The organism is Pseudomonas neustonica, from assembly GCF_003797945.1.
GTDB classification, from domain to species: domain Bacteria; phylum Pseudomonadota; class Gammaproteobacteria; order Pseudomonadales; family Pseudomonadaceae; genus Halopseudomonas; species Halopseudomonas neustonica.
The window spans coordinates 1-12,926 of the sequence record NZ_RKKU01000022.1; the positions used below are offsets into that span (position 1 = coordinate 1).

Annotated in this window: 12 protein-coding genes; all 12 read left to right on the plus strand. The window is 55.3% G+C overall.

From position 1 onward, the window contains the following. Positions 1–131: 131 nt before the first annotated feature. The 12 genes from EF096_RS14945 (at position 132) to EF096_RS15000 (ending at position 12,860) form a co-directional block, all read left to right on the plus strand. Positions 132–623 (plus strand): glycosyltransferase, encoded by a 492-nt coding sequence (locus EF096_RS14945; RefSeq protein ID WP_177412361.1) that lies wholly within the window; start codon positions 132–134, stop codon positions 621–623. Positions 624–696: 73 nt separating this feature from the next. Continuing rightward, positions 697–1,293: a sugar transferase gene (locus tag EF096_RS14950; RefSeq protein ID WP_123890606.1), complete on the plus strand. Its 597-nt coding sequence runs from the start codon at positions 697–699 to the stop codon at positions 1,291–1,293. Beyond that, complete coding sequence (locus EF096_RS14955) at positions 1,290–1,907, plus strand: acetyltransferase (RefSeq protein ID WP_123890607.1); 618 nt, start codon at positions 1,290–1,292, stop codon at positions 1,905–1,907. Before EF096_RS14950 ends, EF096_RS14955 begins: the two co-directional genes overlap by 4 nt. A gap of 56 nt (positions 1,908–1,963) precedes the next feature. Beyond that, a complete protein-coding gene (locus EF096_RS14960) occupies positions 1,964–3,139 on the plus strand; it encodes a DegT/DnrJ/EryC1/StrS family aminotransferase (protein WP_123890608.1) in 1,176 nt (391 codons plus the stop codon). Positions 3,140–3,278: 139 nt separating this feature from the next. Then, entirely contained in the window at positions 3,279–3,848 is a 570-nt protein-coding gene (abiEi, locus tag EF096_RS14965; RefSeq protein ID WP_123890609.1) for a type IV toxin-antitoxin system AbiEi family antitoxin, read from the plus strand. Further along, complete coding sequence (locus tag EF096_RS14970; protein ID WP_123890610.1) at positions 3,835–4,731, plus strand: nucleotidyl transferase AbiEii/AbiGii toxin family protein; 897 nt, start codon at positions 3,835–3,837, stop codon at positions 4,729–4,731. Before abiEi ends, EF096_RS14970 begins: the two co-directional genes overlap by 14 nt. A 145-nt stretch (positions 4,732–4,876) precedes the next feature. Then, entirely contained in the window at positions 4,877–5,758 is an 882-nt protein-coding gene (galU, locus tag EF096_RS14975; protein ID WP_123890611.1) for a UTP--glucose-1-phosphate uridylyltransferase GalU, read from the plus strand. 21 nt (positions 5,759–5,779) lie between these two features. After that, complete coding sequence (locus tag EF096_RS14980; protein WP_123890612.1) at positions 5,780–7,075, plus strand: UDP-glucose dehydrogenase family protein; 1,296 nt, start codon at positions 5,780–5,782, stop codon at positions 7,073–7,075. A 3-nt stretch (positions 7,076–7,078) separates the two neighbouring features. Further along, positions 7,079–8,719, plus strand: a complete 1,641-nt coding sequence (gene pgi, locus EF096_RS14985; RefSeq protein ID WP_123890613.1) for a glucose-6-phosphate isomerase — start codon at positions 7,079–7,081, stop codon at positions 8,717–8,719. A gap of 115 nt (positions 8,720–8,834) precedes the next feature. After that, a complete protein-coding gene (locus EF096_RS14990; protein WP_123890614.1) occupies positions 8,835–10,229 on the plus strand; it encodes a phosphohexomutase domain-containing protein in 1,395 nt (464 codons plus the stop codon). A 112-nt stretch (positions 10,230–10,341) separates the two neighbouring features. After that, a complete protein-coding gene (locus tag EF096_RS14995) occupies positions 10,342–12,339 on the plus strand; it encodes a polysaccharide biosynthesis protein (protein ID WP_123890615.1) in 1,998 nt (665 codons plus the stop codon). A gap of 38 nt (positions 12,340–12,377) precedes the next feature. Continuing rightward, the gene (locus EF096_RS15000; protein WP_123890616.1) at positions 12,378–12,860 is read left to right on the plus strand and encodes a GNAT family N-acetyltransferase; all 483 of its coding nucleotides are present in this window, start codon (positions 12,378–12,380) and stop codon (positions 12,858–12,860) included. Positions 12,861–12,926 lie beyond the last annotated feature (66 nt).

Genomic DNA, 12,926 nt, shown 5'->3' on the forward strand with positions numbered 1-12,926 from the left:
CAAGCTGAGGCCTTGGGCATGACTAACTTGAATGGTGGCACGCTCTGCAACGCTGAGTTCGGAATAAGACATAGGGCAGCACCGTACCGGAAAGGTCAGGTGTTGCACTCAGTTTTTGCCGCCGCCCGCTCATTAAGGCGGCAGACTTATTAAAGGAATATTTAGATATTCAATTTGTGCTAGTGGGGAGTGGTTCTGCCAAGTCTGAGCTTCAAAATATGGTGAAAGAACGGGGGCTGAATAATGTCACCTTTATTGATCCAATACCTAAGGTCCAAATTCAGGCTATGCTTTGTGAGCTTGATATATGTTTTATAGGCCTGACCAAAGATCCTTTGTTCAGGTTTGGTGTTTCCCCAAACAAGCTATATGATTATTTGTATTCTGGAAAGCCAATTATATATGCTATTGAATCGGGAGCTTATCAGCCCGTAAGTGAACTTGGCGCAGGGCTTCAGGTTGAAGCTGAAAGTCCATCAGCGATATCGAATGCTGTGCTCAGTCTTTTTTCTATGACCGCTGCGCAGCGTGTACAGATGGGTGTCAATGCAAAAAAAGCTGTGTTAGAAGACTACGAGTATGGGGTGCTTGCTAAGAAACTGGAGCAGGTGCTATTTGGCTGAGTCGTGAAGTTTTAACTTTTTTGCTTTCATACTTATATGATTTTACCGGTGAACGGTCTTTGAGTGACTGATAATGTTGAAGCGTTGTCTTGATATTTTAACATCCCTTTTAGGGCTCATTTTATTGACCCCGGTAATTGCTTTGGTCGCTTGGCAAATTAACCGCCAAATGGGGTCTCCTGTTTTATTTCGTCAGGCTCGCCCCGGTCTGAATGGCAAACCCTTCGAGATGATCAAGTTTCGCACCATGAAAGACGCGCTTGATGCTGACGGCAATCCATTGCCTGACTCAGAGCGTCTTACCGCTTTTGGTCAGTTTTTGCGTTCATCCAGTCTGGACGAGCTGCCCGAGCTATGGAATGTACTCAAGGGTGATATGAGCCTGGTGGGACCGCGACCTTTGCTGATGGAGTATCTCCCGCTGTATTCGGCTGAACAGGTTCGTCGGCATGACGTTCGCCCCGGCATCACTGGCTGGGCGCAAATCAACGGACGTAATGCGTTGAGCTGGGAAGAGAAGTTCAAACTGGATGTTTGGTATGTCGATAACCAGTCATTCTGGTTGGATATCAAAATACTTTTTTTGACGGTAAAAAAGGTATTGGTGCGTGATGGCATCAGTGCAGAGGGTGAGGCGACCATGTCCAAGTTTACCGGTAGTGGCCGATGAAACGTTTAGCGATAGTAGGCGCTAGCGGCCACGGCAAGGTCGTGGCCGAGTGTGCCGAGCTCTGTGGCTGGCAGGATATATGTTTTTTTGATGACCGCTGGCCAGGGTTGCTGCTAAACGGGCATTGGCCTGTAGTCGGCGATACCCATGAGCTTCTTAGTGGTTATGCTGATTTTGATGGCGTGCTTGTTGCTATTGGCAATAATGAAGTACGCCTTGCCAAGTTGCAGCTCCTGATCGATGCAGGTGCAATTGTGCCGACTCTCGTCCATCCAAGTGCCACGGTGAGCCGGTACAGCGCTTTGGGTTTTGGCTCCGTGGTGTTGGCTGGCGCTGTCGTTAATCTTGATTGCCAGATTGGCCAGGGCGTCATTATCAATACAGCGGCAACGGTTGACCACGACTGCACCTTGGGTGCCGGGGTGCATGTCAGTCCAGGCGCGCATTTGGCTGGAGGTGTGTCGGTAGGTGAGCGTAGTTGGATCGGTATTGGTAGCTCAGTGCGCCAACTGGTCCGCGTTGGGGTTGATGTCACTATTGGCGCAGGTGCTGCAGTGGTGGCTGATACGCCCGATGCTTTTACTCTGGTTGGGGTCCCCGCCAGAGTGCTTTGAACGCTTTGTTTTCTGTTGGCTGGCGCGTTCCGGCCGTCCTCTCTAAAAGGTTTTCTATGCTTAATACCCCTTTCTCGCCCTGGCCGTCCTTCACTGAAGATGAGGCCAACGCGGCCAGAGATGTGCTCTTGTCCAACAAGGTCAATTACTGGACCGGTCAGGAGGGGCGCGAGTTCGAGAAGGCCTTTGCGGCTTGGGCAGATGCCGACTTTGCCATTGCGTTGTCCAATGGCACTCAAGCGCTGGATCTTGCGTTAAAGGGATTGGGTGTGGGTGAGGGCGATGAGGTGGTGGTGACGGCGCGTACCTTTCTGGCCTCCGCTTCAAGCATTGTGACCGCGGGTGCAGTGCCGGTATTTGCCGATATTGACCCGGACTCGCAGAACGTAACGGCGCAGACCATTCAAGCGGTACTGACCGAGCGCACTCGCGCCATTATCTGCGTGCACCTGGCTGGTTGGCCTTGCGATATGGACCCGATCATGGCGCTGGCTAAAGCGCATGGGCTATGGGTTATAGAAGACTGCGCGCAGGCGCACGGTGCTCGTTACAAGGGACGCTCGGTCGGCTCTATTGGGCATGCCGGTGCCTGGTCTTTCTGTCAGGACAAGATCATGACGACGGGCGGCGAGGGCGGCATGGTGACCACCAATGACCGCGCGCTTTGGTCGCGTATGTGGTCGTACAAGGATCATGGCAAAAGTTGGGAAGCGGTTTACGAGCGTGCGCACCCGCCGGGTTTTCGTTGGCTGCACGAGAGTTTTGGTACCAACTGGCGCATGACTGAAATGCAGGCGGCGATTGGCCGTATTCAGCTCAAACGTATGCCCGAGTGGACTGCCGCGCGTACCCGGAACGCTGAGCGTATTTGGCAGACCTGTCGTGAGTATCCGGTGGTACGTGTGCCTGAGTTGCCTGCTGATGTGGTGCATGCGCATTACAAGTGTTATGTGCAGGTCTGCCCTGATCGGCTGGCGGCGGGCTGGTCGCGCGATCTTATTGTTACCGCCATAGCTGAACGGGGCGTGCCCTGCTTTCAGGGCTCCTGCTCTGAAGTCTATCTCGAAAAAGCCTTTGATGATACTGGCTGGCGTCCTGCCGAGCGCTTACCTGTCGCGCGCGAACTGGGTGAAACCAGCCTGATGTTTTTGGTTCACCCCACACTGACAGAGGCTGAAATAGCACACACCTGTGCGGCGATCAGCGAGGTGCTGGCCGAGGCAGGTAAATGAGCGTAAGAGCGGTCTAGCGTGATGCTGTGAAGGCGATGATTGAGATGCAACCCATCATCGCTGATGGTTTCGAGTCTCCTTGGCTGGCAAAAACTCCACACTAAGTTACACTTACTGTCACTTTCTGTTGAGTTAGCCTATGCCCAGCGTCGCTATCCCAATTCAGCCCTTGGCGCGTCTCTATAGAGGCCTGGACGCTTTGGCGTCTGCCGAACGGTATCTGTTTACCCCCGCCGATATGCGTGCGTTGTTGCCTGCTATGAGCGACGCTGCTTATAGAGCGTTGCTTAGCCGCGCCGCCAAGGGCGGGCGTTTGCAGCGGATTTGTCGCGGTCTGTATTTATACGCGCCTGTCCGGCCTGATACTGGCAGGCTGTTGTTTCATGCTGCAGCGCGTTTACGGGCGCATGAATTCAATTACATCAGCCTGGAAACAGCGTTGAGTGATTGCGGCATCATTTCGCAGATCCCACAAAACTGGATAACCCTAATGTCGTCTGGTCGCAGTAGCGAGATTGACTGTGGACGTTGGGGTACCATCGAGTTTATTCATACGCGACAGAAGGCAGCGACCATCGGCAATCAGTTGGCGTATGACGAGTTGTGCGGTATGTGGCGAGCTTACCCAGCGCAAGCGATGCGGGATATGAAGGCTGCCAAAAGAAGTTTGGAGCTGGTTGATTGGAGTGTTGTTGATGAGCTTGTTTGATCAGTTGGTAGACCAGGCTTTGCGACATCAGGCTGAGCTGGCCTCGCTCCGTGTCGTGGTAGAGAAGGAGTTGTTGCATCACGACATTATGCGGGCGCTGAGTGATAGTGGCATGCTGGAGAAGCTCTGTTTTATAGGAGGTACCTGCTTGCGTGCTTGTTATGGTTCAAATCGCTTGAGTGAAGACCTGGACTTTACGGCAGGAGCCCATTTTGCGCGAGCTGACCTGGCGCAGCTCAAGCCAGTGTTGACCGACAGGCTGGAAACCAAATACGGTCTGAGCGTGGAGGTGAGCGAGCCCCGCAAGGAGGCCGGTAACGTCGATACCTGGAAGCTCAAAGTGCAAACCCGCCCCGGGGCCAGAGATCTGCCTGCCCAGCGAATCAACATTGATGTGTGTGCCATTCCCAGCTACATGAGCCAACCTAAAGTATTGCTGAACCCTTATGGTGTAGATATGGGGACGCAGGGGCTGATTCTGAACGCGCAGGCGCTGGAAGAGATTTATGCCGATAAGGTGTTGGCCTTCGCGCTGCGGCGCGGTCGTATCAAGAATCGCGATCTGTGGGACCTGCTTTGGCTTAAACAGCAGGGCGTCAAACCCGCGTTGGAACTAATTCCTGCAAAGCTGAAAGATCACCAATGTGAGCCTGGCGTTTTTCTCGACAAGGCTGAGGGGCGTGCAGCGTCGCTCACGCAGGATAAGCAGACAAAAAAGGATTTCCGCGCCGAAATGCAGCGGTTCCTGCCGACCAAACTGGTCGCTGGCACCGTTGCCGATGACCGTTTCTGGGATTATCTGGTGCACGAAATCCCGCAATTGGTTCGAGACGTAAAACACAGCGTGACGCAAACGCCGAGGCCCCCTTCTTTTGCCATGTAGCGATCAATAGGCATGTGGGCGACTGGTACAATGCGGTTAGGTAGATAGTGCAGCTCACTATTTCAGTAGAGCGATGGCACGAGTCTTGAACTCTTTTGTTCAGAGCCCCGTCTTAGAAACAGGACGTTGATATTCAGGAGTTACTGTGAAAGTTACCAAAGCTGTTTTACCCGTTGCGGGTCTCGGTACGCGTTTTCTGCCCGCCAGCAAGGCGATCCCCAAGGAAATGATCACTGTGGTAGACAAGCCGGTGATTCAGTATGTGGTGGAGGAGGCGCTGGCTGCCGGCATTAATGAGATTGTGCTGGTTACCCATTCCAGTAAGAAGGCGATTGAAGATCACTTTGATGTGAACTACGAGCTAGAGGCCGAGTTAGAGCGGCGCGGCAAGGATGAACTGCTGCAAATCCTGCACGATATAGCGCCGCCTTCGCTCAAGGTGACTGCGGTGCGCCAGGGCAAGGCGCTGGGGTTGGGGCACGCGGTGTATTGCGCGCGGCCCGTGGTGGGTGATGCGCCTTTTGCTGTGTTGTTGCCGGATGTGCTGGTGGAGCAGTCGGGTGATATGAGCGACCTTAATCTGATGACCTCGCGTTACGCGCAGAGCGGTCAGGCGCAGATTATGGTTGAGCCTGTTCCTTATGATCGCGTGCACCAATATGGGGTGGTGGATCTAAACGGCACCGAATTGCGTCAGGGCAAGCATGCGCCGATGAGCAGTGTGGTCGAGAAGCCGGCACGCGCTGATGCGCCCTCCAATCTCGCTATTGTCGGGCGTTACGTGCTGCCCGTTGAAATCTTTGATCTGCTGGCTAAAACCAAGCCGGGTGCCGGTGGCGAAATCCAGTTGACCGATGCCATTGCCACGCTGATGGGCGGCAGTGGCGTTGAGGCTTATCGTATTCGTGGCCGCTCTTACGATTGCGGCAGCAAGCTGGGTTACCTGGAGGCGACCTTGGCCTATGGCCTGAATCACCCGCAACTGGGTGCTGATTTCAAGGCGCTGTTGGCGCGTTATCAATCCTGAGCAGGACATAGGGAGCTAGTCATGCACCTGGATGTTTATGGCGATACTCTGTGCGCGCTGGTGGCAGCCACGGCGTTAGCGTCATCCGGCAATAACGTGCAGCTGCACGTGCCTGAGGGCAATGTGGCCATGCAGTTAGCGCGGCGTGAGTGCCCGTTTCGTGAGCCTGGTCTGGCCGAGATGATGGCGGAGCAGGCCGAGTCCGGTCGTTTACTGCTCTGCACCATGCAAACACCGCCGCATCAGGCGAGCACGGTCGTCTGGTTGGCGTTGAGCCCGGATGCGCTTGAGTTGGCGCATGCGGTGGTCACGGCGCTCCCGACTGATCGTGTGCAGCCCTGGTTGGTAGTGAATCAGTCGACCTTCGCGGTGGGGACCAGTGATAGCTTGCAGCAGGCGCTGAGCGCGCGAGCGGAGCTGTCGGATACCGATTGTGCGGTGGTCAGCTTGCCGGATTTGTTGATCGAAGGTAACGCGCTGCAGAGTTTTATGCGTGCAGATAGTTGGCTGCTGGGGTCTGAGCATCTTTGGGCGCAGAACCTGGTGGCTGAGTTGTTACGTCCGTTTAATCGCCGCCGTGATGCCGTCATGGTGATGAGTTCACGCGAAGCCGAGTTTTCCAAGCTGGCCATTACCGGCATGCTGGCGACGCGTTTGAGTTATATGAATGACATGGCGAATCTGGCAGATACGCTGCAGGTTGATATTGAGCGGGTGCGTCAGGGCATGGGTGCCGACAAGCGCATCGGCGACGCTTATTTGTACCCCGGTTGTGGCTTTGGTGGGCTGAGCTTCTCGCGTGACGTGATGAGCCTGGCGACTACCCTGCAGGGCAGTGGTATGCAGCCGCAGTTGCTGGACGAGGTGCTGCGCATTAACGAGCGACAGAAGGAAGTGTTGTTTCGCAAACTATGGCAGCACTACGGTACCAACCTGCGTGGTCGACGTGTGGCCATTTGGGGGGTGTCGTTCAAGCCGGAAACCTCCCGTATTGATAACTCACCCGCGCTGAAACTGATGGAGGCGCTGTGGGCGCAGGGCGTTGAGGTGCATGTGCATGATCCCCGGGCCTTGGGCGTGCTGCGTGAGTGGGCTGGTGAGCGTGATGATCTGGTATTGCACGACGATCCCTACGAGGCTGCTGCCGGCGCTGACGCCTTGATGTTGGTGACCGAGTGGAAGGCTTACTGGAGCCCGGATTTGTTCCGCCTGAAGATGAGTATGGCGCACCCGTTGCTGCTGGACGGCCGTAACGTATGGGACCCGGACTTCATGAAGCAAAGTGGGTTTGATTACCTTGGCATAGGGAGGCGCTGAGCAATGCACGAGTCCAGACGCAATAGTGAGGCCTGGCAGGCACTGATGGCCCACGGCGATACCATGCGCGATAAACATCTTGCCGGTCTCTTTGCTGATGATCCGCAGCGGTTTGCTCAGCTGCACCGCGAGTTTGGTCCCATTTTGTTCGATTTCTCCAAGCAGCGTTTGGGGCAGAAGACGCTGGATTGTTTGCTCGATCTGGCCCATGAGCAAAAGCTGCAAGAGCGTATTCAGTCACTGTTTTCTGGCGCGGTGGTTAACCAGAGTGAGCAGCGTGCGGCCATGCACTGGGCGCTGCGTTTGCCAGCCGGGGCTGAGTGTTCGGTCAATGGCGAAGATGTGGCGGCGTTGGTCCACGCGCAACTGGCACGTATGGAGCAAGTGGTGCAGCAGGTACGCTCGGGCCAGTGGCGCGGCGTGACCGGTGAGGTCATCACCGACGTGGTAAACATTGGCGTTGGCGGCTCGGACCTTGGCCCGCTGATGGTTTCCGAGGCATTGACCGATTGGTGTTTGCCTGGCAAATCACCGCTGCATGTGCATTTTGCCTCCACGATGGATGGTAGTCAGCTATCGCAGTTGCTGGGCGGCCTTAGTGCGCATTCCACGCTGTTTATTATCTCTTCCAAGTCGTTTTCCACCATCGATACCTTGAGTAATGCGGCGACCGCGCGGCATTGGCTTGAGCGCGAGATGGGCGAGCGTCCCGGTTTACTTGGCTGTCACTTTCTCGGCGTTTCCGCTGCGGCCAACAGGATGACCGAGTGGGGCATTGCGCCGGCCAATCAAATGCAGCTCTGGGACTGGGTGGGTGGGCGCTACTCGCTGTGGTCCGCGATTGGTCTGCCGGTCGCGTTGGCGATTGGTATGCAGGCGTTCCGTGAACTCCTGGCCGGAGCGCACGCGATGGATCAGCACTTTCAGCAAGCGCCTTTTGCTGACAACCTGCCTGTTTTGTTGGGCATGATTGGGGTGTGGAATACCAACGTGATGGCTATTAACGCGCATGCGATCTTGCCGTACGACGGTCGCTTGCAGGCGCTGCCTGATTACTTTGAGCAGCTGGAGATGGAATCTAACGGCAAGAGCGTGAACCTGGCCGGAGAGACGGTCGATTACGCGACCTGTCCGATTGTATGGGGCAACGTGGGGCCTAACGCGCAACACGCGTTTTATCAGTTGCTGCACCAGGGCACTGAGGCGGTGACCTGTGATTTTATTGTGCCGGCCAAGCGTTATCTGGAGGAGCAGCACCACGCGTCTGCAACCCAGCTGGTGGCGCAGCATGAACTGGCCTTGGCCAACTGCCTTGCGCAGTCGCGTTTGTTGGCGTTGGGCGATGCGGCCGTTGAGGGCGCAGAGCAGTTGCCGCTGAACCAACGCTATCGTGGTAATCAGCCCAGCTCGACCTTGTTGTTGGACGAGTTGACGCCTTACAGCCTTGGCGCTCTGATTGCGCTCTATGAACACAAGGTGTTTGTGCAGTCGGTTATCTGGGATATCAACCCCTTTGATCAATGGGGCGTGGAAATGGGCAAAAAAATCGCCATGGATACGCTCGCTTATATCCGCGGCGATGGCGCGGAAATCAATAATGCCGATTCCTCTACCACCGGGCTGCTGGCTCGTATCATGGGTTAGGTCACGCCTTGTAGGCCGCACATTTAGCAGCCTGCTGCCTTTTTGCGTGCTACCCGTTTTATCGCTATAGCCAAGCTGGCACGGTCGGCTTGGCTAACTCTTTCAGGGAAAACTCATGTCCGAAATTACCTGTTTCAAGGCTTATGACATTCGCGGTCAGTTGGGCACTCAGCTGGATGAAAATATCGCGTACCGCATAGCACGTGCTTTTGCGCAGTGGCGTAAACCCAAAAGCATTGTGTTGGGTGGCGATATACGTGAGAGCACGGCAGGCCTTAAAGCTGCTTTGGCTAACGGGCTACGTGATGAGGGTGTTGATGTGCTGGATCTCGGCATGGTGGGCACCGAGGAGGTTTATTTCGCGACCTTCCACCTGGGCGTGGATGGCGGCATCGAGGTGACGGCCTCGCATAACCCGATTGATTACAACGGTTTTAAGATGGTGCGCGAAGGCTCTCGGCCCATCTCGGCAGATACCGGGCTGGCGGATATTCGTGCGCTGGCGGAGTCCATGTCGTTTACCTTGGTTGATGGGGTAGACCCTAGCGTTGCCGCTGACAAACGCGGTAAGTACGAGCGGCTGGATCTGCGCGATGCCTACATTGAGCACTTGATGGGCTACATCGAGCCTGCGCTGTTTACGCCACTGCGATTGGTGGTGAATGCCGGTAATGGCGCTGCCGGTCCGGCGGTCGATGCGCTGGAGAAGGCGATCAAGCAAGCGGGTATGCCGGTAGAGTTGATCAAGATCTGCCATGAGCCGGATAGTAGCTTCCCGAATGGCATTCCCAACCCGATGTTGTTGGAGAATCGTGCGCTAACCGGCGACGCGGTGAAGCAGCATGGCGCTGACATGGGTATCGCCTGGGATGGCGACTTTGATCGCTGCTTTCTGTTTGACGAGCACGGCGAGTTCATTGAGGGGTATTACATTGTTGGCCTGTTGGCCGAAGCCTTTATGCAGAAAGAGGCTGGCGCGCGCGTTGTGCATGACCCTCGCCTGGTGTGGAACACTATTGATCTGGTTGAGCAGTACGGTGGTGTTGCCGTGCAGACCAAGGCCGGGCACGCGTTCATCAAGGAGCGCATGCGCAAAGAAGATGCGGCCTATGGTGGCGAAATGAGCGCGCACCATTACTTCCGCGATTTTGCCTATTGTGACAGTGGCATGATTCCCTGGCTGCTGGTGGCCGAGTTGGTCTGCCGCAAGGGCAAATCCCTGTCTGAGTTGGTGCGCGAGCGCATTGCCGCCTATCCTTCATCAGGGGAGATCAACTTGACGGTCACTGATGCCCCAGCGGTGTTGGCTCGTATCGAATCGCTGTATGCGGAGAAGGCGCTGAGCGTAGAGCATGTGGATGGCTTGAGTGTCGAATTCGCGCAGTGGCGCTTTAACCTGCGTGCGTCCAATACCGAGCCGGTTATCCGCCTGAACGTGGAAAGCCGTGCTGACGCGGCCCTGATGCAGGAGAAGACAGACGAGTTGGTCGCACAGATATCTGCTCAGTAACGCTGTTTGAGATGCGCATCAAGGATTGTTGCGGGGGCGTAAGTAGATAACGCCCCTGCACCCTGTTCTATTCTTTATAATGCTCATTCGTTTTGTCTTGGTGGAGAGTTTAATGCTCAAGGAGCGGTTGATTGGCTTGAGTTATGCGCAAAAACGCATTCTGCAAATTACCGTGGACATCCTCCTCATTTGGAGCGCTCTCTGGCTATCCCTCTTCCTGCGTTTGGGCGGAGAAGAAGGTTGGCTATTCCCCTCAACTGAGCAGCTGTGGTTGTTTGTATTGGCACCGGTACTGGCATTGCCGATCTATATCAAGACGGGGATGTATCGGGCAGTTATGCGCCATTTTGGCAACCAGGCGCTGATCGATATTTTCAAGGCCGTGACCCTGGCCTTTGCCGCATTGGCTGTGGCTGTGCTGATTGGCCGCGATAACGGCTGGCAGGTGCTCTTTCCGCGTGCGGCGATGTTTTCTTACTGGTCGTTAAGCCTGCTGTTTATTGGCGGGCTGCGTCTTGCTGCGCGCGAGTACTTTATGGGTGACTGGCTGATTGGCGGCGGCGTAGGTGCCAAGGCTGCCAACCGGGAGGATGACAGCGGTATGCCCGTGGCCATCTTTGGTGCCGGGGAAGCGGGCAATCAGTTGCTGGCGTCTTTGCGTGTTGGGCGTACGCTCAAACCTCGGGCCTTTGTTGATGATGATCCAAGCCTGGAAGGGCGGATGATTGCGGGCCTGACGGTTTACTCGTCCAATCAGGTGGGGCGCATGATGGCGGAGACGGGCGTGCAGCAGATTCTGTTGGCGGTGCCCTCGGCCTCGCGCTTGACGCGGCAGAAAATCCTGAACCGGTTGGCACCCTTCCCGCTACACGTGCGCAGTATCCCCGGCATTATGGACATTGCGAGTGGCAAGGTGAAGGTAGACGATCTGCAGGAAATCGACGTGGCCGATCTGCTGGGCCGTGACCCCGTCGCACCCGCGGACGAGCTGCTGGAGTTCTGTATTCGTGACCAGGTGGTTATGGTGACGGGGGCGGGTGGCTCTATCGGTAGTGAGCTGTGCCGGCAGATTATCAACGCCTTGCCCGCCAAGCTGGTTCTGTTTGAACATAACGAATATGGCCTGTACGCCATTCACAGCGAGTTGCAGGGCTGGATTCGCGCCAATGAGCTGGATGTGCTGTTGGTGCCGATTCTGGGGTCGGTACGCAATGGTGTGCGGTTGGAAGACACCATGTCTGCCTGGGGCGTTAACACGGTCTATCACGCGGCTGCTTACAAGCACGTGCCGATGGTTGAGCACAACGTGGCTGAAGGCATCATGAATAATGTATTTGGCACGCTAAAAGTGGCGCAGGCAGCCATCCGCTGCCAGGTTCAGAACTGCGTGTTGATCTCCACTGACAAGGCGGTTCGGCCGACTAATGTGATGGGCGCAACCAAGCGCCTGGCAGAGATGGTCTTGCAAGCGCTGAGCGCTGAACAGGCGCCGAATTTGTGGGGCGACGAGAGCCGTATTCGCTCGGTTAATCGCACGCGTTTTACCATGGTGCGCTTTGGCAATGTGCTGGGTTCATCGGGTTCGGTGATTCCGCTGTTTCGTTCGCAGATTGCGCGCGGGGGGCCGATTACCATTACCCATCCTGATATTACGCGCTACTTCATGACGATCCCTGAGGCGGCTCAGCTGGTAGTACAGGCAGGTTCGATGGGGCAGGGTGGCGACGTCTTTGTGCTGGATATGGGTGAGCCGGTGGCTATTGTGGAGCTGGCACGCAAGATGGTGATGTTGTCGGGTATGAGTATTCGTGATGAGATCAATCCCAACGGCGATATTGCCATGACCTATACGGGGCTCCGCCCAGGCGAAAAGCTCTATGAGGAGCTATTGCTGGGAGATAACCCATCTCCGACCGCGCACCCGAAAATCCACCGTGCTAACGAGGATTTTGTGGCCTGGAGCGAGTTACGTGCGGTGCTGGATGCTATGCATAAGGCGGTTAATACCGATGCCTATGATGATGTACGTGCATTGTTGCTGAGCACCGTACAGGGCTATCAGCCTGGACATGGTATCGTCGATCTGATTTACGAGCAGCGCCAGGGTTGATCGTTCGTATTTATAGTCACTGTTAATTGGGGCGCCAAGTGCCAAGTGTTGATATTAGAGAAGCAACGATTGATGATTCGTCGTTGATTCTGCGGTTTGTTAGAGAACTTGCCATTTATGAAAAAGCTGAGCATGAAGTCATTGCGACTGAAGCCGATATAAAAAAATCATTGTTTGCTCAAGACTCAACGACGCATGCCGTGATTTGTAGCAGCAATAACCAGCCTATCGGTTATGCGGTTTACTTTTTTAATTACTCAACATGGCTTGGCAAGAATGGCCTGTACCTGGAAGATTTATACGTTTCGCCTGAATACAGAGGTGTGGGTGCGGGTAAGGCGCTGCTAAAGCACCTGGCGAAGATCGCGGTAGCTAAGCAATGTGGGCGTTTTGAATGGAGTGTGCTTGATTGGAATGAGCCTGCTATCAACTTTTATCAATCCATTGGCGCAAAGCCGCAGGATGAATGGGTTGGTTATCGGTTGGCTGGCCCAGCGCTGGAGCATTTTGCCAATAGTTAAGATGATAGCGCTCTGCATTGAGCAAACAAAAGGCCACGACATGTCGTGGCCTTTTTGCGTTTGCTG